Origin of the sequence: Pseudomonas sp. KBS0710, assembly GCF_005938045.2 — a bacterium.
Classification (GTDB): Bacteria; Pseudomonadota; Gammaproteobacteria; order Pseudomonadales; family Pseudomonadaceae; genus Aquipseudomonas.
The window spans coordinates 2,608,198-2,631,264 of record NZ_VCCF02000001.1; the positions used below are offsets into that span (position 1 = coordinate 2,608,198).

Sequence of the window (23,067 nt, forward strand, 5' to 3'; positions counted from 1 at the left end):
CATGAAGCTTACCGATACCTTTATTCAGCGACCGGTGTGGGCCATCGTCGTGTCGCTGTTCATCTTGATCCTGGGGCTGCGCTCGATCTTTGAATTGCCGGTGAACCAATGGCCGCGCACCGAAAATACCGTGGTCACCATCACCACCTCCTACTACGGTGCCGACGCCTCCACCGTCGCCGGTTTTATTACCCAGCCGCTGGAGTCAGCGATTGCCCAGGCCCAAGGTATCGACTACCTGGCTTCGTCGAGCATCACCGGCATCTCGACCATCACCGCCACGCTGCGGCTGAATTACGACGCGAGCAAAGCCCTTACGGAGATCAACACCCAGGTCAACTCGGTCAAAAACCAGTTGCCGGCGCAAGCCCAGGAACCGGTGCTGACCATCGCTGTGGGGCAAACCACCGATGCCATGTACCTGGGTTTTTACAGCGACACGCTGCCCACCAATAACATCACCGACTACCTGGTGCGAGTGGTCAAGCCCAAGCTCGATTCAATCCAGGGCGTACAAACCGCCGAGATCCTCGGCGGGCGCCAATTCGCCCTGCGCGCCTGGCTGGACCCGGACAAACTGGCGGCGCATAACGTCACCGCGCAAGACGTGTCCACGGCACTGGCCAACAATAACTACCTGTCGGCCGTCGGCTCCACGCGCGGGCAAACCGTGACGGTCGACCTCACCGCCGGCACCGATTTGCACACAGTCGATGAGTTCAAGCGGCTGGTGATCAAACAGAAAGGCGATGCACTGGTGTACCTGGAGGATGTTGCCACCGTCACCCTCGGCGCCGAAAGCTATGACAGCAGCGTGGCGTTCTCCGGCAAGCGCTCGGTATTTATCGGCATCAAGGCGGCGCCCACTGCGAATATCCTCACCGTCGCCAGCAGCGTGCGCGAGGCCTTCCCCGAGTTGCAATCGCAACTGCCGGCCGGTGTGCGCGGCGAAATCGTGTATGACTCCACCGCGTTCATTAATACCTCGATTTATGAGGTGGTGAAGACCCTGGTCGAGGCCATGATCATTGTGTCGGTGGTGATCTACCTGTTCCTCGGTTCGTTTCGCGCGGTGATTGTGCCGTTGGTGGCGATCCCGTTGTCGCTGGTCGGCACCTTCTTTGTCATGTACCTGCTGGGGTATTCGATCAACCTGCTGACCTTGCTCGCATTGGTATTGGCCATCGGCCTGGTGGTGGACGACGCGATCATCGTGGTGGAAAACGTCGACCGGCATATCAAGGAAGAAGGCAAAAGCGTGCTGGAGGCCGCGCTGGTGGCGGCGCGGGAGCTGGGTGGCCCGATCATCGCGATGACCGTGGTGCTGATTGCCGCCTATGTGCCCATCGGGCTGCGCAGCGGGCTGACGGGCGCATTGTTCAAGGAGTTCTGTTTCTCGCTGGCGGGTGCGGTAACCGTGTCAGCCGTGGTCGCGCTGACGCTGTCACCGATGATGACCTCCAAGCTGTTCAAATCCGGGCAAGAGGAAGGTCGTTTCGCGCGCAAGCTCGATGAATATTTTGACTGGTTGCGCAAGCGTTACCACCGCGTGCTGGCGGGCGGCCTGAATATCTGGCCGGTGCTGGTGACCTTTGGTTTTGTGCTGTTCTTGCTGGTGGCCGCCAGTGGCATGACTGCCAAGAGTGAGCTGTCGCCCACCGAGGACCAAGGGCTGGTGTTCATGCAGATCAAGGGCCCGCCGACCGCTTCGCCGCAGCAGATGGAGCGGATTGCCGACCAGGCTTTCCAGATCGCCAATAAAGAGCCGGAATACGCGCAGATGTTCCAGCTCACCGGCCTGCCCGCGCTCAACCAGGGCCTGGGCGGTGTGCTGCTTAAAACCTGGGACGACCGCACACGCTCCCAGGCCCAGCTGATTCTGGATTTGCAGCAGAAGTGGAACCAGGTGCCGGGCGCCACCATTGCAGCCTTCCCGCTGCCGTCGCTGCCGGGCGCCCAAGGGCTGCCGGTGCAGTTTGTGATTACCACCACCGACTCGGTGGAAAACCTCAATGAAGTGGCGCAGGCGGTGATGGCCGAGGCACAGAAACAGCAGCTGTTCTGGTTCTCCGACATGGACTTGAAGCTCGACAAACCCCAAGCCAAGCTGGTGGTGGACCGCGAAAAAATCGCCGCGCTGGGCATGACCCAAGCCGATGTTGGTGCCGCGCTTTCGTCGGCACTGGGCGGCAACTACGTGAACTACTTCTCCACCGCCGGGCGCTCATACAAGGTCATTCCCCAAGTATTGCAGGTGGATCGCCTCAACCCCGACCAGATCCTCGACTACTACATCCGAACGCCTTCGGGCAGCATGATCCAGGCGCGCACCGTGGCGCATATCGAGACCTCGACCCAGCCGGAATCGATCAACCACTTCCAGCAACTCAACTCGGCAACGCTGTCGGGCGTCAGTGGCGTGGCCCAGGGCGAGTTGCTGGCCAAACTCAATACCATCCTCACCAACGTGGCGCCCTCGGGCTACACCTCGGACTTCTCCGGCGAGTCGCGCCAGTTTATCCAGGAGTCTGGCGGCTTCGTAGGGTTGCTGCTGTTCTCGATCCTGATCGTGTACCTGGCCCTGGCGTTCCAGTTCGAAAGCTTTCGCGACCCGGTGGTGATTCTGTTCTCGGTGCCCCCGGCGCTGTTCGGCGCGCTGGCGTTTATCACCATGGGCTACGCCTCGATCAACGTATACACCCAGGTCGGCTTGGTGACGTTGCTGGGGTTGATCACCAAGCACGGGATCCTGATCGTGCAGTTTGCCAACGAATTGCAGCGCGCCGGTTACAGCAAGCGTGAGGCGATTGAAGAAGCAGCTGCGGTGCGGCTACGGCCGATCCTGATGACCACCGCCGCCATGGTGCTGGGCGTGGTGCCGCTGGTGTGGGCCTCGGGCGCCGGCGCTGCGGGGCGGCATGATATGGGCCTGGTGATTTTCAGCGGGTTGTCGATTGGCACGTTGCTGACGCTGTTTATGGTGCCGGCGATGTATATGTTTATTGGCGAGACGCATCACCAGGAAGCTGATCATTCACATGCGGGACACAGCATTTGACTAGAGTGAATTGGCAAATGGCCTCGGGACTTCGTGGAGACAAATTAACCTATCGGTTAAAGGATGGAATCCTACAGTGAAGGCAAAATGACATACACTGACGCCCTTTTTTGAGTTTAAGCCTCTAAGGGACTAGGTATGGTTGATGAAGTAGAACGGCTCGATGAAATGGAGCAGCTCAACGAAAGAAATATTCACGCCAACAAGCTATTTCATTCATTTCGTTCAGTACACACCGACTTAACGCCAGATCGTTTCAACGCACTGCTGCTGTATTTTGTCACCTATCTGATTCAGACAGCCTATAAAAGTGATGAAACAGACGTGGAACGAATCTTTGTTCGACGTACCGTTGCGGACGTGGTTGAGGGCATGACTCGCCTGATCGAACACCACAATAACGGCCTCGCAGCCAGAGAGGGGTTGATTGAGGCGCTGTCAGAAAACGTACTTACCCAACTGATGGACCAATTCCAGTATCTCGAACCCCGTATATTTCGAAAGACGGGCTTCGCCCGGCGTGTATTCGACGTGATGCTGCGTCGGGTGTTAACTGAAGACTATCAAATCAGCCTGTTCCATTCTCACGTGGTGGCATTACTCGCCGTTAGCCTTTGCAAGACAAACACACGCCTCATTGAAACCTACCCTTACAGCGGTGCAGCGTCTGTCACCGCCCAAGTCCTGAAAAAAGACGTCGAAACGTTTTATCGAGAACTGCACGGTTGCCCCTACAAACATCAAGATTTGATCAGCCTGCGCTTACAGGTGCGTGGCCTGTCATTGCAGCCGCTGGCAGAAGTTGAAACCGATGACATGACGTTGCTGGATGGCGCCCAGCTGCTGGAGCCTCAAAACTCGGTGTTTGCAACCTTGGAACAGCTGATAAAACAAGGAGCGCTCAGCGACTCTTTGCTTGTGATTGTTGATCGCGCCCAAAGCCGGGCGTTGCCCGACACGTTGCGTGCTCACTTTGAAGAGCACAATCTGTTGGAAGCTGTTATTGATCTGCCGAGCAAGGACGCGTTCGAGAACGGCACTGAGTTCACGGCATGGCTGTTGAACACTGATAAAGACCGCGAGAACGCCGGCGAAACGCTGTGCATCAACGCCACGCGCATGCAAGAAGACGCCGGCTATTTTGAGCTTGCCGGGGTATCTGCCGCAATCGTCAAACGGTGGCGGTCATCCCACTACAAAATCGATGAAAGGTTCTTAAAAGAAAGCTTCGATAGCCCGCTCGTCCCGGAGGTGCTCAATCATTTCAAACATCATTACAGAAACCTCCCTGGCCTATGCCGTGTGTTTCCCATCGAAACGGTTCTGCGCGCCACGGAGATCACAGCACGCCAACATCTGATGTTTGAGGCGTTCGATCTAAAACTCTACAGACCAGAAAGCAGTTTTCTGCGGGACATACTGATCGGGCCAAAGACAGTCCCCAGTTGCATATACATTATTGGCAACAATGGAACGGGTAAAAGCTTGCTGCTGAGAGACCTGATCGACGATCTTGGGCAGGCAAAGCTCAACTCGGTCGGTATTGCGTTCGGCGCTATAGACCGGTTTCCCGTCGAGTCGTCTGAGGCGCCGTTGTTTGAGTATCAAGGCGCACGTCGCCATCTCGATGATCCATTCCAATTGGATTGGCTGCACGGACTGGGGCAAGCGTTATACGCTATCTATCAAGAACCTTATCGTCTGAATATATTCAACGAAGCACTGCAGTTGCTTGCTTTCAAACATCGCCACTATCTCGTTCCCGTCAGCGATCCGCACAACCCGATCACGGACTGGGAGCGTGGCATTTCCAGCTTCGAGCTCTACGAAGGGGTAACCGTGTCCACGGGGGATACGCTCTATGAGCCGGGCATACTGCAAAAAGAAGGTCACCCGGTAGCGCCTTTCAGTGACTTGAGCTCTGGAGAGCAGCAGGTGCTCTCACTGTTAATCAAAGTATGCGCCAAGGCCAATTCTCACACCGTCTTCCTCATCGACGAGCCTGAAATCAGCTTACATGTGAGTTGGCAGCAGCAACTGCCAAGCTTGCTGTCACTTGTCGCTGAAGCGTTTGGCTGCTCGTTGGTCATTGCTACGCACTCCCCGCTGATAATCGCAAATGCACGCGACGCAATCAGCCACTGTTTTCTGACTAAGGATCGTTTACTCATCCCCATTCCTGCGCATCAGCGGCACTCCGTGGAGTCTATTTTGCTTGACGGTTTCAAAACCTATACCCCAGATAACAGTGAGGTCAGCGAACGTTGTGCGGTACTCGTGTCGCGGGCTATCCAAGTGACCAATTCGCCAGGCAAGGTCGAACACCGTCAGAAAAAGAAACTGATCCAAACGCTCAAAACCTTGAGAGATACACTTGAGAAAACTGCCGGCGCTCAACGTAATCAACGTTACCAGCAAGACCTCACGTTGATTGAGCAAGCGCAAGCAGCCATCAACGAATTGTTTGAACGTGCCAAAAAAGACAAGCAACAATGAGCGCGACGCTGACCGATGTTGAACAACAGGCCCAATGCAATGCCTATCTACTGCGAGCGCATGACGTCGACAGTCATATCAAAGATACCGTGACCTTTTTGCGCACGCTCAACAGGTACTCGTACCTTAAGGCCGATGTTTGGAAGGAGCTTTCAACTCACAATGAAGCCAAGGCCAGCGGCGTGACGGGGCCCCTGATCAAGCAAGCGTTTAGAAAATTTGTGATTGAGTTGCAAGGCAACCGCTGCTGCTACTGTCGTCGCTGGTTACTCAATATCGCCCATGCCAAGCCCATTGAACACATTCTGCCCAAAGTCCACTATCCACAATTTTCTTTGCACTTCTGGAATTTGGCTGTTGCCTGTTTCGACTGTAACCAACTGAAGCAGACATCTAACTGGAGCACCGTCGCACTGAGTCAGCTCGACTACCCGACAGCAGCAATGTGCACTGATTTCTATCACGCACGTTTTCACCGCTACGCCGAGCACGTCAGTTATGAACGAAGGGAAAGCAATCACGCCAGCAACGTGACCTACACGGGGCATACTTCACAGGGCAAACACCTGTGCCGGGAAATGCTCTACATCATTGCTGCTCGCGAAAATCTTTATAGCAACAACCCAACCCTGGCAGAAGCCGTTATCGGTATTCAGCAATTTCAAGATCGGCACCAAAGCGGCGAGTTACCGCATTTGGAGGCTTTCCGTAACGGGCTGAACGCGTCTCTACAGCTGCAATTGGACAAAAGTGGTGTGGACGCGGCACCTCTCAAGAATTAGCCGTTAGCGCGCCGCTGACAAGATTGCGCGACTCGCTAAACTCTGGACGATTACCTTCTTGCTCGCTACCGAGGTCGCACTTGGACTACTTTACGGCACTCACCGCCTTCGTCGAAGCCGCCGAAGGCAATAATTTCTCCCGGGCGGCCGAACGGCTCGGCATCAAGGCGTCCACGGTGTCGCGCTACGTGAAAGACCTTGAACAGGACTTGGGCATTGCCCTGTTCAATCGCTCGACACGCACGCTGCACCTGACCGAAGGCGGCCAGACGTTCCTGCTGCACGCTCGCCGTGTGCTGGATGAGTTGGAGCAAGCCAAGGCGGCGACCTCGGCGCTCAACCAGCAACCGCGTGGGGTGCTCAAGCTCAATTTGCCGCCAGCGTTTGCCCGGCACCATATCCTGCCGGTGTTGAACCTCTTCCTGGCGCGCTACCCGCAAATCAAGCTGGAACTGGTGCTGGATAACGCCCAAGTCAACCTGATTCATTCAGGCGTAGACCTGGCCATTCGGATTGGCGCCCTGCCCGACTCCACGCTCAAGGCGCGCAAGATCTGCGCCGGAAAGTACTTGCTGGTGGCCAGCCCGGCGTTTTGTGCGCAGCACCCGGCCCCGACGACTCCGGCAGACCTTGCTGGCCTGCCAGCCGTCCTGGGCACCCATGATGTTGCCTTCGAGGCCGGTGGTGAAGTGTTGCCGCTGGTATACCGCGACGGTATCCGCATCAACGACCTGGACGCGCAGCTGCTGGCTGCACGCCAAGGCCTGGGCTTTGCCTTGCTGCCTGATTGGCTGGTGAGCAAAAACCTTGAGGCGGGCGAGCTGCAGGTCTGGTTGCCGCACTGGAACATCCTGGGGGCTGAACAGGCGTTTGCAGTGTGGTTTGTCTACCCGCCCAAGCGCATCGTGTCGTCCAAGGTGCGCTGCTTTATCGACTTTATCGTCGAGCAGTTGGGCGAAACACCCTATTGGAAATAAGGCGTTTCTGTAGGAGCTGGCTTGTCGAGTCGTCGCACCGCTGCGGTGCTGGCGTCGCAGTATCAAATGCAAAGCAAAAGCCTATCTACCTGACGCAACGCGGTCTAAATGTGGGAGCGGGCTTGCTCGCGAATGCGCAGGGTCAGTCAATGCATCTGTCACTGACCCACCGCATTCGCGAGCAAGCCCGCTCCCACAGTTGACCGAGTACTGTCAACTGAAGCGAATATCCAGCGCCCGCAGGTAAGTCTGCAACCCGGCGTCCTGAATCGGGATCAGGAATGCCTCGGTGTCTGACTCATTGAAGTGGGCATGCCAGTACCCCGGCGGCGTTACGAACGCCAGCCCCGGCGACCAGTCCACACGCACCGGATTGCGGATCTGGCCATCGGCGTCCAGCTCCGTGCCCACCAGTGAGTAACAGCCTTTGGGGCAGTCGATGATGAAGTCCAGCGCAATCGACTGATGCCGGTGCGGCTTCTGGATCGAACCCGCCGGCAGAATGCCGTACATGGCCCAGAGCACATGTGTGACGGTTCGGGTCTGGGGGAAATTGCGGTTGCCGAGCAAAATGCTGATGCGACTGCGGTCCTGGGCACGTGGGTCATCCGCCGCTTCACGCAGCTTCTGGTTGGCCAGCGCGGCGGGATACAGCGTAGGCACGAAGCGATCAGTGCTGCGCGTTGCGCCCAGGTAGCGCAACAGCGGCTCATCATGCACGTAGTACAAGCGTGCATCCTGTGAGGCACTGAAGCGCGCAGGCTGCAGGCCCGGCAGCGCGATAAAGCAACCGCTGGACCACTGGATCTCATGTTCGCCCTGCACCACCCGGCCCTCGCCTGCGATGACATAAAACACCTGGGAGGTCGCATTGGGGTGCAGCGCCAAGGCATCACCGGCGTTCAAGCGGATAAAGTTGGCGCACAACCCCGGCCCGGTCGCCGGGCCTTCGCAGCCCAGCGCTTCGCTAAGGTCCAGCGCGACCACCCGCGAGGCGCCGCTGTCGTACAGCGAGGCCGGGAAGCTGTGGTATGGAATCCGCGTAATCAGGTTGGCGCTGATCGGGTTGGCCGCCTTGCTGTACTCGAAGTACTCGGCGTCGGTCAGGTCGGGCTTGAATTCGCTGTTCATGGTTCACCTCAGGCTTGGGCTTGTTTGCAATGACTATAGGCATTGCCTCCACGGGGATTAAGTCCTCGGCTGGCACAGCAGTTGTGCAGGATGGGGCGGCTCTGCCCTGTGACGGTGCAATCGGCCTGTCCAGCGCCTGAGCGTGAACCGATGATCCATGTACTCAGCGTGTATCTCATGCTCAAACGTCATAATCCCCGGTTCCTCTGCGTGGTAATCTTGGCGCCACCACGAATAGACATTGATCGTCACATGACGATGACCAAAGCCAGGAAAGAACATGCCAAAGATTTCTCACTCAGCGTTGCGCCGCAACTTCCGTGAATTGCTTGCAAAACAAATCTGCGTTGAAACCGCCTCCGTCTTCGACCCCATGTCCGCGCGTATCGCCGCCGACCTGGGTTTTGAAGTCGGCATCCTCGGTGGTTCGGTCGCCTCGTTGCAGGTACTTGCAGCCCCCGATTTTGCACTGATCACACTGAGTGAGTTCGTTGAACAGGCCACCCGGATCGGCCGCGTCGCCCAACTGCCGTTTATTGCCGACGCCGACCACGGTTACGGCAACGCCTTGAACGTGATGCGCACCGTCGAAGAACTTGAGCGTGCCGGTGTGGCCGCGCTGACCATTGAAGACACGCTGTTGCCGGCGCAGTTCGGGCGCAAGTCCACCGACCTGATTTCCGTCGAAGAAGGCATCGGTAAAGTGAAAGCCGCGCTTGAAGCGCGTGTCGACCCGGAACTGTCGATCATCGCCCGCACCAACGCCGGTGTGCTGCCCACCGAAGATGTCATCGCCCGCACCAAAGCCTACGAGAAAGCCGGCGCGGACGGGATCTGCATGGTTGGCGTCAAAGACTTCGACCACCTTGAGCAGATCGCCGCCAACCTCACGGTGCCGTTGATGCTGGTGACCTACGGCAACCCGCAGCTCAATGACAGCGAACGCCTGGCGGCCCTGGGCGTGCGCATTGTGGTGGCCGGCCACGGTGCTTACTTTGCGTCGATCAAGGCCACCTACGACAGCCTGCGCGCCCAGCGCAAGCTGACCAGCAGCACGTCCAATCTCAGCGCTACGGAGCTGACCCATACCTACACGTTGCCGGAAAGCTACGTGGCGTGGGCTGAAGAGTTCATGGACGTTAAAGAGTAATAGCCGCGACGGTGCTGATTGTTGCAATCAGCACCGGATGCTCGCGGTGCGGGCTGCTTCAATCAATCCTCCAGCGTTCCCCGCGATTATTGCCCGTGCCTTTGTAGCCGCCGTCTCCATCTGGCTCCCAGCCGCCTCCCGCATTCAAGCCGGTGCCGATAAAGCCACCGCGACCATCGGATTCAAGCCCCCTGCCCTCGTTCTTGCCGGTGCCTATATAGCCGCCACGACCATCGGACTTGTACCCACGCTTGCGGTACTCGCCGGAGCCCTCATACCCGCCATTACCATCGGAGCGCCAACTGGCGCCTGAGGCCTTGCCGTCGCCACGGAAATAGCCTTTGCCGTCCGACCGGTAATCCTCACCGGCGTTAAAACCTGTGCCCTTGTACCCGCCAGAGCCGTCCGGGCTGAACCCTCGGCCATTGTTGTAGCCGATGCCTTTGAGGCCACCGTCATCGGCGGGAATATAGCCTTTGCCCATATTTTTACCGGTGCCCCTGAGCGAACCATCCTTTTGCAGCTCATAGTCACCTCCCAGGTTTCCCCCGGTGCCTCTAAGACCGCCGCGGCCGTCCGGCTCATAGCCGTTCCCTGTGTTGATGCCGGTGCCGATAAAACCTTCGGCCGCCAGCGCTGAGGCGCTAAGCCCCAATAAAACACCAGCGAGCAGGGTGAATGACGCTTTTTTCATGAGGCCTCTGGTCCTTTCAGAGAGGATGATGGGCGCCATGATAGGGCATGGGTTTTGCGCTGCAAGTGCAACAGTCTTGTGACAAACCAATAATTAGACGCGCGCAGTCATATCGCCACTACTTCTGGCGATTCTCAAGTATAAATATTTATATATATAAGATTAAAAAATCCGCCACAGAGCCTGCGGCGGCAAACCAAAGGTTTTGTCGAAGCAGAGCGGCTAAGACCCTATCAACGCTACACCCCTGGCAGATTAAAAGAGGTGAAGTTTAATTAATCGAGTTTAATCCTCGATACCGCTGCAGCCCTCAAAATATATGATAAAAATCAGCCTCGACAACCACGTCGAGCAGAATAAAAACAGCACTACGCTCACCTGCAAACATCTGCCATAAAACCTTAAGCGCTCTTCCAGCATGCGGTGTTTCTGTGCACGCGTTAAATTATTCCGGGGAAGCAATAACATGATCAAACAGTGGAGCCTGTTAACGCTGGCGGTGTGCGCCAGTATCAGCCAAGCGGCCCTCGCCGAGTCGGTCAGCGACCAGGCCGATTCCAAAGGCTTTATCGACGGCAGCAGCATCACCGGGCTGTTGCGCAACTATTACTTCGACCGCGACCGCCAAAGTGGCAAGGCCGACAACCGCGACTGGACCCAAGGCGCGATGCTCAACTACGCCTCGGGCTTTACCCAGGGCACCATCGGCTTTGGCGTAGATGCCTACGCCTACGGTGCGATGAAACTGGATGCAACTCACGCCGATGCCGGCACCGGTGAGTTGCCAACCAACCGCAATGGCGACCCGGAAAATGGCTATGGTTCGGTGGGCGCTGCGGTGAAGATCAAGGTCTCCAAGACCCAGCTCAAATTCGGTGACATGCAACCCACTGCGCCGGTATTCGCCACCGGCGGCACGCGCATTCTGCCGCAGACCGCCACCGGCTTTGACCTCACCAGCAGCGAAATCGCCGGCCTGGACCTGGAAGCCGGGCACTTCACCAGCACCAACAGCGGCATGACCAGCAACCATGACCACGATATCTACGCGACCTACGCCAACGTGGCGGCCAACAGCGCAAGTTTTGTCGGCGGCAAATACACCTTCACGCCATCGTTGAGCGCGACCCTGTATGCGGGCGAGCTGGAAGATATCTGGCGCCAGTACTACACCAATCTCAACTACGTGATTGCGCTGGGGCATGACCAGTCACTGGCGCTGGACGGCAACCTGTACCGCACCCTCGACACCGGCAGCGCCAAGGCCGGGGCCATCAACAACACTACCTACTCGGTAGCGGCGGCCTACTCGTTCCTGGCGGCGCACACCCTGACGCTGTCGTTTCAGAAAGTCCACGGCGACACGCCGTTCGACTATATCGGCACCGGCAACAATGGCGCGGGCGAAGGCGGCGACTCGGTATTCCTCGCCAACTCAATCCAATGGGGCGACTTCAACGGCCCGGGCGAACAGTCGTGGGGCATTCGTTATGACCTCAACATGGCCAGCTACGGCGTACCGGGCCTGAGCTTCATGACCCGCTACGTCAACGGCTCGGACATAAACGGCACCCACACCCCCACCAACAGCGCGTATGCCGGCGACTATGGCGTCGACGGCGACCACCACGAGACCGATGTGGAAGCCAAATACGTGCTGCAAAGCGGCCCGGCGAAGAACCTGTCGTTTCGCGTGCGGGACGCCATGGTGTCATCCAACGCCGACCAGCGCGACGGCAAGCTGAATGAGCTGCGGGTGATCGTCGACTATCCGTTTACCCTGCTGTAATCACTCCGGGCTCAGCCGCTCGCGCATCCCTGCGCTGGCGGCTGGACCGGCCTGCACCACGCAGCGATCCCATCCCACCACCGCACCTTCAGCGGTTGCCATCATCGGCTCCAGCAACTGCCCGGTCTCGCGCTCCACGACCTCCACGCTGCGGCCATCTTCGGCGTAATGCCGATTGCCCCACGCCAACAATGCCATCAGCACCATGCGAAAGTCCTCGCCCTTGGCCGTCGGCACGTATTCGTAACGTGGCGGCCGCTCGCTGTAGGCGCGGCGCTCGAGCATGCCGGCCTCCACCAAGCCATTGAGGCGGCGTGTCAGCATGTTCGGCGCGATACCCAGGCTGCGCGAGAACTCATCAAACCGCCGCAAGCCGTGCAGCGCGTCACGCATGATCAACATGCTCCACCATTCCCCTACCCGCTCAAGGCTGCGGGCGATGGGGCATTCGTCGCTGATCAGGGATTTGCGTTGCATGGACGTTCCTGTGTGCGGGTGCAAAGTTGTGTGACGCCATGTTACTTTCATCATGATAGTGACGTCCACAGCTGTGTATCCCTCAAGCAACAGGAGTCGATTGATCATGAGTAAACGTATCGTCGTGACCGGCATGGGCGCGCTGACGCCGCTGGGGTCGAGTGTGGAATCCACCTGGCACCGCCTGTTGAACGGGCAATCGGGGATTCGTCGCCTGCCGGAAGATTTGATCGGCGACCTGGCCATCAGCATCGGTGGCCAGGTGCAAAGTGAGCTGCAGGATCCAGAAGCCGGGTTTGACCCTGATCGACTGTTGGCCGCCAAGGAACAGCGCAAGATGGACCGCTTTATCCTGTTCGCCCTCGCGGCAGCGGATGAAGCCTTGAAGCAAGCCGGTTGGGCGCCGAAAACGCCGGAAGAGCAGGAACGAACGGCCACCATCATTGCCTCCGGCGTCGGCGGTTTCCCGGCGATTGCCGAGGCGGTGCGCACCACCGACAGCAAAGGCCCACGGCGCTTGTCGCCGTTTACCATTCCGTCATTTCTGAGCAACATGGCCGCCGGGCATGTGTCGATCAACTATGGCTTGAAAGGCCCGTTGGGCGCCCCGGTGACCGCCTGCGCCGCAGGTGTACAGGCGATTGGCGATGCGGCGCGGATGATCCGTGCCGGAGAAATCGACGTGGCGGTGTGCGGCGGCGCGGAAGCGGCGATTCATCGGGTCAGCCTCGCCGGTTTTGCAGCGGCACGCGCGTTGTCCAGCGACTTCAATGCCACACCGCAGCTCGCTTCACGGCCGTTCGACCAGGCGCGTGATGGTTTTGTGATGGGCGAAGGCGCCGGCATCCTGGTCATCGAAGAACTGGAACATGCCCTGGCACGCGGCGCGCAGCCCATTGCCGAACTGGTGGGTTATGGCACCAGTGCCGATGCCTATCACATGACCGCAGGCCCCGAAGACGGCGATGGTGCGCGGCGGGCGATGGCGCAGGCGTTGCGTCAGGCCGGTATCGAGGCGTCCCAGGTGCAGTATTTGAATGCGCATGCAACGTCGACCCCCGTGGGTGACAAAGGCGAACTGGCAGCCATCAAGACTGTGTTCGGCGCCAGTGGCCACCCGGCCATCAGCTCGACCAAATCTGCCACCGGCCACCTGTTGGGCGCCGCCGGCGGCATCGAAGCGATCTTCACCGTCCTCGCCCTGCGCGATCAGATTGCCCCGATGACACTCAACCTCGACAACCCGGATGCCCTGGCGGACGGCCTGGACATGGTGCGCGGTGAGGCGCGGGCCATGCCGATTGAATACGCGCTGTCCAATGGCTTCGGTTTTGGCGGCGTGAATGCCAGCGTGCTGTTCCGGCGCTGGGTGTAGTTTGCCCCTGCCGTAGTTTTCGGGGACCATGGCGCCTTTCTGTCATAGCCAACAAGAGGCGCCCATGGCCAACCACGACCTGTCCTTTACCCCCGACCCGGATGCCGACTCCATCTCCAGCGACGTCATCGGTTTCAACGGCATCCTGGTTTCCACCCAAATTCCGACCCACGCCGACGGCAGCCTGGAACTGGGCGATATCACCCTGCAAAGCGAATGCACCCTGCAAGCGCTGAAGGTCGCGCTGGAGAAAGCCGGCAGCTCCATGGACCGGGTGATGCACCTGACCATCTACCTCACCGACATGGCCGATCGCGCGGCATTCAACGAAGTCTACAAGCGCTTTTTCGCCAAGCCCTGGCCCGTTCGCGCCGCCGTTGGCGTGGCTGCGTTGGCGGTAGAAGGCATGCGCGTGGAAGTCACTGCGATGGCCGCCAAGGCCTGAGTTATCACCCGCAATACACATCTACTGTGGGAGCTGGCTTGCCTGCGATTGCATCACCTCGGTGTGCCTGATGTACCTAGTTGCCTGCATCGCAGGCAAGCCAGCTCCCACGCGACGCCCTGCGGTAGATGCCGGTCAGGCATTTCACAGCTACAATGCGCGCCTCAACCGTGACAAGCCTGACTAAAAAAACTATGTCCTTGCCCAAGCACCACCTGGAATTGCTCAGCCCTGCCCGCGATGTCGCCATCGCGCGCGAGGCTATCTTGCATGGCGCCGACGCCATCTACATCGGCGGCCCAAGCTTCGGCGCACGCCATAATGCGTGCAACGAGGTGAGCGATATCGCTCAACTGGTCGAATTCGCCCGCCGTTACCACGCGCGCGTATTCACCACCATCAACACCATCCTGCATGACAATGAGCTGGAGCCCGCGCGCAAGCTGATCCATCAGCTCTACGACGCCGGTGTCGATGCGTTGATCGTGCAAGACCTGGGCGTGATGGAGCTGGATATTCCGCCGATCGAGCTGCACGCCAGCACCCAGACCGATATCCGCACCCTGGCCCGCGCCAAGTTTCTCGACCAGGCCGGTTTCTCGCAGTTGGTATTGGCCCGTGAGCTGAACCTGCAGGAAATCCGCGCAATCGCCGACGAGACCGACGCCGCCGTCGAATTCTTCATCCACGGTGCGCTGTGTGTGGCGTTCTCCGGGCAGTGCAACATCTCCCACGCGCAGAATGGCCGTAGCGCCAACCGCGGCGACTGCTCCCAGGCCTGCCGCCTGCCGTACACCTTGAAAGATGACCAGGGCCGCGTCGTGGCCTTTGAAAAGCACCTGCTGTCGATGAAAGACAACAACCAGAGCGCCAACATTCGCGCACTGGTCGAAGCCGGCGTGCGCTCGTTCAAGATCGAAGGTCGCTACAAGGACATGGGCTATGTGAAGAACATCACCGCCTATTACCGCCAGCGCCTGGACGACGTGCTCGAAGACCGCCCCGACCTGGCCCGTGCCTCCAGCGGCCGTACTGCGCACTTCTTCCTGCCCGACCCGGAAAAAACCTTCCACCGTGGCAGCACCGACTATTTTGTCACCGACCGCAAGGTCGACATCGGCGCCTTCGATACCCCGACCTTTACCGGCCTGCCGGTGGGTGTAGTGGAAAAAGCCGGCAAGCGCGACTTGCAGGTGGTCACCCATGAGCCGCTGTCCAATGGCGATGGCCTCAATGTGCTGGTCAAACGTGAAGTGGTGGGGTTCCGCGCCAACATCGCCGAGCCTAAAGGCGAATTTGAGGAAGACGGTGAAAAACGCTACCGCTACCGCGTCGAGCCGAATGAAATGCCGGCCGGCTTGCACCAGTTGCGCCCCAACCATCCGCTGAACCGCAACCTCGACCATAACTGGCAACAAGCGCTGCTCAAAACCTCCGCCGAACGCCGCATCGGCCTGGCCTGGGTGGCACGCCTGCGTGAAGACCAGCTTGAAGTCACCGCCACCAGCGAAGAAGGCATCAGCGCCAGCGTCACCCTGCCCGGCCCGTTTGGCGTGGCCAACAAGCCGGAACAGGCGCTCGACACCCTGCGCGACCTGCTTGGCCAACTCGGCACCACCGAGTACCACGCCACGCACATCGAGCTGGATGCGCCGCAGGCGTTCTTCATCCCCAACTCGCAGCTCAAGGCCTTGCGCCGCGAAGTGATCGAGGCATTGACTGCCGCACGTGTTGCCGCGCACCCGCGTGGTGGGCGTAAAGCTGAAACCTCACCGCCGCCGGTGTACCCGGAAGCGCACCTGTCGTTCCTGGCCAACGTGTACAACCAGAAGGCCCGCGACTTCTATCACCGTCACGGCGTCAAGCTGATCGATGCGGCCTTCGAAGCCCACGAAGAAACCGGCGAAGTGCCAGTGATGATCACCAAGCACTGCCTGCGCTTCTCGTTCAACCTGTGCCCTAAACAGGCCAAGGGTGTGACCGGCGTGAAAACCAAGGTGGCGCCGATGCAGTTGATTCACGGCGACGAAGTGCTGACCCTCAAGTTCGACTGCAAGCCGTGCGAGATGCACGTGGTGGGCAAGATCAAGGGGCATATCCTTGGGCTGCCGCAACCGGGCAGTAAGGTGGAGCACTTCAACCCGGAAAACATCATCTTTCAGGGTACGCACTAACCCTTGGCGGGCGGGGCCACCACCAGCCCCGCTGTAACCCCGCGGCCGCCAGCAGGATTGCGGCCACACCCAGCCATTGCAGCCAACCCAGGCGATGGCCGAAGGCAATCCAGTCGACAAAAATCGCCGCAATCGGATAGATAAACGACAGTGCACCGGTAATGGCGGTGGGCAGTTTCTGGATCGCGCCGTACAACAACACGTACATCAAACCGGTGTGCACCACGCCAAGCGTTACCAGTGCAGCCCACGCATTGGTTGACACCGGCAGGCTGTTCCAGGGCACCAGCGGCGCGAGTAACAGTGCGCCGGTTGCCACCTGGATCAACGCCATCAGATGCGGCGGCACTTCCTTCAGGCGCTTGATGATCAGTGCAGCAATCGCATATAAAAATGCCGCGCCCAAGGCCAGGGCGATACCCGCCAGGTAATCAGCGCCGCCGCTTTGCTGCTCGCCATGGGCCGTGACAATCGCCAGCATGCCGAGGAAGGCAACGCTCAACCAGGCCATTTTCTGCACGGTGATTTTTTCACCGAGAAACACCGCGGCCAACATCACCAACATAAACGGCTGCACGTTGTACACCGCCGTGCTGATGGCGATTGACGCGTGGGAATAGGATTCGAACAACAGCAACCAATTGCCGACGATGGCCACGCCGCTGAGCATCGCCAGGCCGAACCTGGCCCAGGTGAGCAACTCCAGTCGCAGATAACCCAGCAGTGCGCAGACCAGCAGCAGGGCCAGTGCGCCGATGACGCAGCGCCAGAACACCACTTCGATCACCGACACGCCCGACACCAGCACAAACCAGCCGATAGTGCCCGAAATCAGCATGGCGGCGACCATTTCCCACGACCCGCGACGGATAGATGTGTCCACGATCAAAGCTCCTCAAGTGAGGCGCAATTATGGCAATCTGCTGGTCAGCGGCTCCAGCGACTAAAAAAGGCAAACACCTTTATTCACCTTTTGTTATTAGGCAGGCAGCATGATTGACACCATCGACCAGCAACTCATCGGCGCCTTGATGGACGACTCGCGCCTGTCGCTCAAGGCCTTGGCGGGCATTACCGGGCTGTCCTCGCCCAGCGTCGGCGAACGCTTGCGGCGCCTTGAAGAGCGCGGCGTGCTCACCCACTACACCGTCGATATTGACCCAAAACACTTCGGCTACCTGCTGCAGGCCATCGTGCGCATTCGCCCCTTGCCCGGCAAGTTGCAGGAGGTGGAGCGCCAGATCCAGGCGATCCCCGAGTTCACCGAGTGCGACAAGGTCACCGGTGACGACTGCTTTATCGCGCGCCTGCACGTGCGCACCATGGACCAGCTCGACAGCCTGCTCGACCGCCTCAACGCCTATGCCGAAACCAACACCGCCATCGTCAAGAAAACCCCGGTAAAACGCCGTTTACCGCCCCTGTCTGATTAGTGATTTTGCGTCACCAACGCAATGACGCAATCGCTATTCTGTCATCACTGGCGGGTCTTTATGCTGGGCTCCACTGATTGGAACCCACAGGTATAAAGCTCATGTACGTGATTACTGGCATTACAGGCAAAGTCGGCGGCGCCCTGGCGCGCAACCTCATCAAGGCAGGCCAACCGGTGCGCGCGGTGATGCGCGACGCGGGTAAGGCGGCCTACTGGGCCGAGCAAGGTTGCGACGTGGTGTTTGCGCAGATGGACGACGCACAGGCATTAACCGAAGCGTTCAAGGGCGCAACCGGCGTGTTTATCCTGCCGCCTCCCGGGTTCGATCCACAGCCTGGTTTTCCCGAGGCCCGAGCAGTGATTGCCGCCGTCAGCCAGGCGTTACAGGCGGCCGCACCGAACAAGGTGCTGTGCCTCTCGACCATCGGCGCCCAGGCTACTGAGGTCAACCTGCTGACCCAACGCACCCTGATGGAACAGGCCCTGAGCACGCTGGATATTCCGGTGACCTTCCTGCGCCCCGCCTGGTTTATGGAAAACGCGCTGTACGACGTGATCGCCGCACGGGAAACCGGCGTGATCCACAGCTTCCTGCAGCCTTTGGACAAAGCCGTGCCGATGATCGCCACGGCGGATATTGGCACCCTCGCCGCGCAGTTGCTGCAACAGGCGTGGGCCGGCCACCGGGTGGTTGAACTGGAAGGCCAGTGGGTCAGCCCCAACGACATCGCCCAAGGCTTGTCGCAGGTGCTCGGCCGCGACGTGCGCGCTGAAGCGGTGGCGCGTGACACCTGGGAGGCCTTGTTGCGTGCCCAGGGCGCTCAAAACCCATTGCCACGTATGCGCATGGTCGATGGGTTCAACGAAGGCTGGATCTGTTTTGAGCATGCGCAGGTGCTTAAAGGGGAAACATCGTTGCTGACGGTGCTGCGTGAGTTAGCCGATATAACTGTCTGAAACAGCAGCGTTTATCGCTTTTAAATATAAAAAACTGTCAATTCTTACAGGTTCCCGCCTGCGTACGGCTTGTTAACGTTGTGCATCACTGGAGAGGATCCAATGCTCACCACAACGCTTAAAGAAGTCACCGATACGAGCTTTGAAGCACAAGTGCTCAACGCCAGCGGGCCTGTGCTGGTGTGCTACAAAAATGCTGATGAGGAACCACCAGCGTTCCTTGAAAAGTTCGTCGAGTACTATGCCGACCGATTGACCATCGTGACGCTGAATATCGATGAGAACCCCAGCGTTGCGGCGAAGTATGGGGTGTTTGAGACGCCTTTGTTGATGCTGTTCAAGGATAAAAGGAGTTTTTCATGAGCAAGATTATCCATGTTACTGACACCTCATTTGGTCAAGACGTCTTGAACGCCGAGCTGCCGGTGCTGGTGGACTTCTGGGCCGAATGGTGTGGGCCGTGCAAGATGATCGCGCCTGTTTTGGATGAGCTGGCCGACTTCTACCACAGCAAATTGATCATCGCCAAATTGAACATCGATGAGAACAAAGAGTTTCCGGCTCGATTCGGCATCCGAGGCATTCCTACGCTACTGGTGTTTAAAAACGGCGAGGTGGCTGCCACCAAAGTCGGCGCCGCATCGGAGTCGCAGCTTCGAGCCTTTGTGGATACAAACCTTTGAACATCAGGCATGCAACGCTTTTGCAGCACTGAATAATCCTTTAAACCGGCGGTACCGCGCTTGCAGTACCGTCTGTTGCGCCACACTCGGCATGTAACGCGCCTTGACCGGCATCCCCGCCGCGAGTAAATCCGCGCCCTGCCCGATCGCCATAAACCCCAGCTTCGCCGCCCCTACACACGCGCTCAGCTCACTGCCATGCAGCGTGAAGATCTCCCGCTGGAGGATATTGGCCAGCAACTGCGCCCAATACTCACTCCTCGCCCCGCCGCCGACCAACGCGCAGGCGGTCACATCGGCACCGGTCGATTGCACCGCACGCAGCGCATCGAGCAGGCCGAAACCCACGCCCTCCATTACGGCATAACCGAGCATCGCAGGCGTGCAGTCATGCCCCAGGTTCATAAACCCACCGCGCAATAACGGGTCGTTGTGCGGTGTGCGCTCCCCGGCCAGGTACGGCAGAAACAACGGCGTCGACAGTGGTACCGGCTGGTCGATGGGCAACTGCGCCTGCACTTGATCCAACAATGTTTGTTCATCCGCTTGGCCGGTCAAGCGCGTCACCCAGCGCAAACAACTGGCACCGGCGAGCATCGCGCCCATGGTGTACCAGCGGTTGGGTAAAGCGTGACAGAAGCTGTGCACGGCACTGGCCGGGTTGCCGGCGGCGTGGTCGGTGATGGCGACGATGGCCGCGCTGGTGCCCAAGGTGATAAAGCCGTCACCGGCATTGACCGCACCGATGCCGACCGCCGCCACCGGGTTATCGCCGCCGCCACCGGCAATCACCACCGTGGGCGACAGGCCCAACCCGTTTACCTTCAAGACACCACTGGCTGCGCCGCCTTCCACCAGCCGGGGCATTTGCGCCGGCGAAAGCCCCGTGGCGTGTAGCATCGGCGCAAACCATTCGCGCTGCGCGACGTTCAGCCACAGGGTGCCGGCCGCATCCGACATATCGCTGATGCGCTCGCCGGTCAGGCGCAACCGCAGGTAGTCCTTGGGCGACAGCACACACTCAATCGCCCCGAACACCTCGGGTTCGTGCTGTTGCAGCCACAGCAGTTTGGGCGCCGTCAACCCGGCCATGGGCAGGCTGCCGGTGACTTCGGCAAACTCACTGCCCAGTTGTTCGGCCTGGACCACTGCGCGCGCGTCATCCCACAGGATGGCCGGGTACAGCACGCGATCATCCTTGCCCAGCAATACCGCGCCATGCATCTGCCCGGACAGGCCGATACACGCCACACGCGCAAACGCCGCATGCTCGCGTAACTGCGCCAGCGCCTGCAAACAGGCCTGCCACCAGTCTTCGGGGGCCTGTTCGGACCAGCCGCCGTGGCGCCGCGAAACGCTCAGGCGCACACCGGCGTGGGCCAGCACGTTGCCGTCGAGGTCCATCAGGATCGCCTTGAGTTCTGAAGTGCCGAGGTCTATGCCGAGGGAAACAGGGTTGCGCATACGTAGGTTATTCCACTTCAATACAGCCACAGGAGTGACGCCGTTGCAGGCTCGGCGCCAGGCGCACGCTTTGGGTCGGCGCGCCTGGCGTGGCCATGCGTTGCAACAGCATATGCACCGCGCGGGCGCCCAGTTCCTTGACCGGCTGGGCGATCAGGGTCAGGCGCGGCACGAAGAAATCCGCCCAATCAAAATCATCGAAACCTACCAGGGCCATCTGCGATGGCACCTCAATGCGCGCATCACGCAGGGCGTGCATGGCGCCCAGCGTCATCAGGTTATTGCCGGCCATGATGGCCGTGGGTGGCGCCGGTAATGCCAACAACTGCGCCGTGGCTTGCCGCGCCGGTTCGCTGTTGGAACCGCCGTTGACCAATAATTGCGGGTCGAACACCAGGCCCGCCGCCTGTAACGCCGCACGATAACCGGCCACGCGTTCATCGGTAGTGCCCAGCCCTTCGCGCCCGGCAATAAAGCCGATGCGTCGGTGCCCATGTTCAATCAGGTGTGCGACCAGCGCCTGGGTGGACTGGGTATTCTCCACCCCGACCTGATCAAACTGCTCGCTCATCATGCGGTCCACCAGCACCGTCGGCATCTCGTTGGCCTGCAGATACTCCAGCGCCCTGGAGCCGGTCGACGGCGCCAATAGAATCCCGTCAACGCGCCGGTGATGCAGCGCGGTGACCACCCGCAACTCCTGTTCCGGGTCGTCGTGCGGGTCGGCAAACAGCATCATGTAGCCGTGGCGCGCGCACTCGGTTTCAATCGCGTGCACGGTTTCGCTGAAGTAATGGTTGGACAGCGCCGAGATCGCCACGCCAATGGTATTGGTGCTGGAACGCGCCAGCGAGCGCGCCAGGGTATTGGGGATATAGCCCAGTTCCTGAATCGCGCGCTGCACGGCCTGCACCGTGGCCGGGCTGACCTTGCGGGTGCCGTTCAACACGTGGGACACGGTCGAGGTCGACACCCCGGCCCGGCTTGCCACGTCATCCATGGTGACCACGACGCTTTCCCCTTTAAATCAATGTTTACTCGACCAACCGCTATACGTCGCAACGTTGTCGCGGGTGATCAGTTTTGGCGTGAGCAGAGTAACCGCTTCGGCCGGGGCTTTGTCATTGAGGATGTCATTGCCGACGTTGACTGCGGTTTGGGCCATGGCCCATGGGTCCTGGCTGGCGGAGGCCTGGATCTGGGTGTCGGTCTTCAGCGCATTTTCGATATCCGGCGCGCCGTCCACAGAGGTAATAATGATGCCGCTGCGTTTGAGCTGTTTGGCCGCCAGGTCGCTGCCGATGGCTTGCGGGTCGTTGATCGCGAACAGGCCGTCGATTTTCGCGAAGCGCGTGAGGTAACCCTGCATCACATTCAAGCCACCTTCGCGTGAGCCTTTGCCGTCCTGGTCATCGGACAGCACCTTGATGTCGGGCGCACCGGCCAATGCCGCCTTGCAGCCTTTGACGCGGTCGGTCACGGCGGTAACCTGCGGGCCGTTCTGGATAATCACATTGCCCTTGCCCGCCAGCTTGTCCACCAGGAACTGGCAGGCCAGTTTGCCGGCTTCGACGTTGTCGGTTTGCACCGTGGCATTTACGCCCTTGGCGTCCACATCCACGGCCACCACCACAATGCCGGCATCCCGGGCTTTCTTGATCGCCGAGGCCATGGCCGATGGGTCGACGGCATTCAGCAGGATCAGGTCGACCTTGGAGGAGATGAAATTATCGATCTGGGAAAACTGCTTGCTCAAGTCATAATCGGCCGACACCGAGGTGACCTTTACAGCAGGGTTCAGCTCTTTGGCCCGCGCAGTGGCGCCGTCGGCCAGGGTCACAAAATACGGGTTACCGAGCGAGCCCATGCTGATGCCCAGGGCTTTGAGTTCGCGGGCCTCCACGCCATGGGACATCAGGGCAGCCAAGGCCATAACGGGAAAGATACGTTTGAAGTTCATACCGGTCTCTCTTGTGATTG

At 59.4% G+C, this 23,067-nt stretch carries 20 protein-coding genes; 13 read left to right on the plus strand and 7 right to left on the minus strand.

Annotated features, from left to right (window positions below; all coding sequences use genetic code 11):
* The first annotated feature begins 1 nt into the window (after window position 1).
* The 4 genes from FFI16_RS12040 to FFI16_RS12055 all read left to right on the plus strand — a co-directional run bounded on the left by FFI16_RS12040 (window position 2) and on the right by FFI16_RS12055 (window position 7,313).
* Entirely contained in the window at window positions 2-3,058 is a 3,057-nt protein-coding gene (locus FFI16_RS12040; RefSeq protein ID WP_138817653.1) for an efflux RND transporter permease subunit, read from the plus strand.
* A 138-nt stretch (window positions 3,059-3,196) separates the two neighbouring features.
* The gene (locus FFI16_RS12045) at window positions 3,197-5,554 is read left to right on the plus strand and encodes an AAA family ATPase (protein WP_138817652.1); all 2,358 of its coding nucleotides are present in this window, start codon (window positions 3,197-3,199) and stop codon (window positions 5,552-5,554) included.
* Complete coding sequence (locus FFI16_RS12050; RefSeq protein ID WP_138817651.1) at window positions 5,551-6,336, plus strand: HNH endonuclease; 786 nt, start codon at window positions 5,551-5,553, stop codon at window positions 6,334-6,336. The genes FFI16_RS12045 and FFI16_RS12050 overlap by 4 nt, the downstream gene beginning before the upstream one ends.
* An 80-nt stretch (window positions 6,337-6,416) precedes the next feature.
* Window positions 6,417-7,313, plus strand: a complete 897-nt coding sequence (locus FFI16_RS12055) for a LysR family transcriptional regulator (RefSeq protein WP_138817650.1) — start codon at window positions 6,417-6,419, stop codon at window positions 7,311-7,313.
* Between the two features lie 213 nt (window positions 7,314-7,526).
* Here FFI16_RS12055 and FFI16_RS12060 read toward each other — a convergent pair whose 3' ends face one another.
* Window positions 7,527-8,444: a cupin gene (locus FFI16_RS12060; RefSeq protein ID WP_138817649.1), complete on the minus strand. Its 918-nt coding sequence runs from the start codon at window positions 8,442-8,444 to the stop codon at window positions 7,527-7,529.
* Between the two features lie 280 nt (window positions 8,445-8,724).
* On the opposite strand from FFI16_RS12060, the gene FFI16_RS12065 reads away from it, so the two are divergent.
* Window positions 8,725-9,594 (plus strand): oxaloacetate decarboxylase, encoded by an 870-nt coding sequence (locus tag FFI16_RS12065; RefSeq protein ID WP_017135623.1) that lies wholly within the window; start codon window positions 8,725-8,727, stop codon window positions 9,592-9,594.
* 58 nt (window positions 9,595-9,652) lie between these two features.
* Here FFI16_RS12065 and FFI16_RS12070 read toward each other — a convergent pair whose 3' ends face one another.
* Window positions 9,653-10,288: a hypothetical protein gene (locus FFI16_RS12070; protein WP_138817648.1), complete on the minus strand. Its 636-nt coding sequence runs from the start codon at window positions 10,286-10,288 to the stop codon at window positions 9,653-9,655.
* Between the two features lie 466 nt (window positions 10,289-10,754).
* Here FFI16_RS12070 and FFI16_RS12075 point away from each other — a divergent pair, with 466 nt between their 5' ends.
* Window positions 10,755-12,077 (plus strand): OprD family porin, encoded by a 1,323-nt coding sequence (locus FFI16_RS12075; protein ID WP_138817647.1) that lies wholly within the window; start codon window positions 10,755-10,757, stop codon window positions 12,075-12,077.
* On the opposite strand, the gene FFI16_RS12080 is transcribed toward FFI16_RS12075, so the two are convergent.
* A complete protein-coding gene (locus FFI16_RS12080) occupies window positions 12,078-12,554 on the minus strand; it encodes a helix-turn-helix domain-containing protein (RefSeq protein WP_138817646.1) in 477 nt (158 codons plus the stop codon). It lies immediately after the preceding gene.
* Window positions 12,555-12,660: 106 nt separating this feature from the next.
* Here FFI16_RS12080 and fabF point away from each other — a divergent pair, with 106 nt between their 5' ends.
* From fabF to FFI16_RS12095, 3 genes are all read left to right on the plus strand, one after another.
* The gene (gene fabF / locus FFI16_RS12085; RefSeq protein WP_138817645.1) at window positions 12,661-13,929 is read left to right on the plus strand and encodes a beta-ketoacyl-ACP synthase II; all 1,269 of its coding nucleotides are present in this window, start codon (window positions 12,661-12,663) and stop codon (window positions 13,927-13,929) included.
* 64 nt (window positions 13,930-13,993) lie between these two features.
* Window positions 13,994-14,374 (plus strand): RidA family protein, encoded by a 381-nt coding sequence (locus FFI16_RS12090; RefSeq protein WP_017135617.1) that lies wholly within the window; start codon window positions 13,994-13,996, stop codon window positions 14,372-14,374.
* A 194-nt stretch (window positions 14,375-14,568) separates the two neighbouring features.
* Complete coding sequence (locus tag FFI16_RS12095) at window positions 14,569-16,548, plus strand: U32 family peptidase (RefSeq protein ID WP_138817644.1); 1,980 nt, start codon at window positions 14,569-14,571, stop codon at window positions 16,546-16,548.
* On the opposite strand, the gene FFI16_RS12100 is transcribed toward FFI16_RS12095, so the two are convergent.
* Window positions 16,526-17,431 (minus strand): DMT family transporter, encoded by a 906-nt coding sequence (locus FFI16_RS12100; RefSeq protein WP_138817643.1) that lies wholly within the window; start codon window positions 17,429-17,431, stop codon window positions 16,526-16,528. The genes FFI16_RS12095 and FFI16_RS12100 overlap by 23 nt on opposite strands.
* A 109-nt stretch (window positions 17,432-17,540) precedes the next feature.
* Between FFI16_RS12100 and FFI16_RS12105 the strand changes: the two genes are divergently transcribed.
* From FFI16_RS12105 to trxA, 4 genes are all read left to right on the plus strand, one after another.
* Window positions 17,541-17,981, plus strand: a complete 441-nt coding sequence (locus FFI16_RS12105) for an Lrp/AsnC family transcriptional regulator (protein ID WP_138817642.1) — start codon at window positions 17,541-17,543, stop codon at window positions 17,979-17,981.
* Window positions 17,982-18,082: 101 nt separating this feature from the next.
* Window positions 18,083-18,940, plus strand: coding sequence for an NmrA family NAD(P)-binding protein (locus FFI16_RS12110; protein ID WP_138817641.1), 858 nt, complete (start codon window positions 18,083-18,085; stop codon window positions 18,938-18,940).
* 102 nt (window positions 18,941-19,042) lie between these two features.
* Window positions 19,043-19,303: a co-chaperone YbbN gene (locus FFI16_RS12115; protein ID WP_138817640.1), complete on the plus strand. Its 261-nt coding sequence runs from the start codon at window positions 19,043-19,045 to the stop codon at window positions 19,301-19,303.
* Window positions 19,300-19,623 (plus strand): thioredoxin TrxA, encoded by a 324-nt coding sequence (gene trxA / locus FFI16_RS12120; RefSeq protein ID WP_138817639.1) that lies wholly within the window; start codon window positions 19,300-19,302, stop codon window positions 19,621-19,623. Before FFI16_RS12115 ends, trxA begins: the two co-directional genes overlap by 4 nt.
* Window positions 19,624-19,626: 3 nt before the next feature.
* Here the strand turns inward: trxA and xylB are convergent, their stop codons facing one another.
* The 3 genes from xylB to FFI16_RS12135 are packed head-to-tail and all read right to left on the minus strand — an operon-like array spanning window position 19,627 to window position 23,047.
* Entirely contained in the window at window positions 19,627-21,087 is a 1,461-nt protein-coding gene (xylB, locus tag FFI16_RS12125; protein WP_138817638.1) for a xylulokinase, read from the minus strand.
* Window positions 21,088-21,094: 7 nt separating this feature from the next.
* Window positions 21,095-22,096, minus strand: a complete 1,002-nt coding sequence (locus FFI16_RS12130) for a LacI family DNA-binding transcriptional regulator (protein ID WP_138817637.1) — start codon at window positions 22,094-22,096, stop codon at window positions 21,095-21,097.
* Between the two features lie 18 nt (window positions 22,097-22,114).
* Entirely contained in the window at window positions 22,115-23,047 is a 933-nt protein-coding gene (locus FFI16_RS12135) for an ABC transporter substrate-binding protein (RefSeq protein WP_138817636.1), read from the minus strand.
* Window positions 23,048-23,067: the final 20 nt, after the last annotated feature.

Excerpts from the sequence above, each read along its gene's own strand:
- FFI16_RS12040 (WP_138817653.1), top strand. The coding sequence starts at position 2 with ATGAAGCTTACCGATACCTTTATTCAGCGACCGGTGTGGGCCATCGTC.
- FFI16_RS12045 (WP_138817652.1), top strand. The coding sequence starts at position 3,197 with ATGGTTGATGAAGTAGAACGGCTCGATGAAATGGAGCAGCTCAACGAA.
- FFI16_RS12050 (WP_138817651.1), top strand. The coding sequence starts at position 5,551 with ATGAGCGCGACGCTGACCGATGTTGAACAACAGGCCCAATGCAATGCC.
- FFI16_RS12060 (WP_138817649.1), bottom strand. The coding sequence starts at position 8,444 with ATGAACAGCGAATTCAAGCCCGACCTGACCGACGCCGAGTACTTCGAG.
- FFI16_RS12065 (WP_017135623.1), top strand. The coding sequence starts at position 8,725 with ATGCCAAAGATTTCTCACTCAGCGTTGCGCCGCAACTTCCGTGAATTG.
- FFI16_RS12070 (WP_138817648.1), bottom strand. The coding sequence starts at position 10,288 with ATGAAAAAAGCGTCATTCACCCTGCTCGCTGGTGTTTTATTGGGGCTT.
- FFI16_RS12075 (WP_138817647.1), top strand. The coding sequence starts at position 10,755 with ATGATCAAACAGTGGAGCCTGTTAACGCTGGCGGTGTGCGCCAGTATC.
- FFI16_RS12080 (WP_138817646.1), bottom strand. The coding sequence starts at position 12,554 with ATGCAACGCAAATCCCTGATCAGCGACGAATGCCCCATCGCCCGCAGC.
- fabF (WP_138817645.1), top strand. The coding sequence starts at position 12,661 with ATGAGTAAACGTATCGTCGTGACCGGCATGGGCGCGCTGACGCCGCTG.
- FFI16_RS12090 (WP_017135617.1), top strand. The coding sequence starts at position 13,994 with ATGGCCAACCACGACCTGTCCTTTACCCCCGACCCGGATGCCGACTCC.
- FFI16_RS12095 (WP_138817644.1), top strand. The coding sequence starts at position 14,569 with ATGTCCTTGCCCAAGCACCACCTGGAATTGCTCAGCCCTGCCCGCGAT.
- FFI16_RS12105 (WP_138817642.1), top strand. The coding sequence starts at position 17,541 with ATGATTGACACCATCGACCAGCAACTCATCGGCGCCTTGATGGACGAC.
- FFI16_RS12110 (WP_138817641.1), top strand. The coding sequence starts at position 18,083 with ATGTACGTGATTACTGGCATTACAGGCAAAGTCGGCGGCGCCCTGGCG.
- FFI16_RS12115 (WP_138817640.1), top strand. The coding sequence starts at position 19,043 with ATGCTCACCACAACGCTTAAAGAAGTCACCGATACGAGCTTTGAAGCA.
- trxA (WP_138817639.1), top strand. The coding sequence starts at position 19,300 with ATGAGCAAGATTATCCATGTTACTGACACCTCATTTGGTCAAGACGTC.
- xylB (WP_138817638.1), bottom strand. The coding sequence starts at position 21,087 with ATGCGCAACCCTGTTTCCCTCGGCATAGACCTCGGCACTTCAGAACTC.
- FFI16_RS12135 (WP_138817636.1), bottom strand. The coding sequence starts at position 23,047 with ATGAACTTCAAACGTATCTTTCCCGTTATGGCCTTGGCTGCCCTGATG.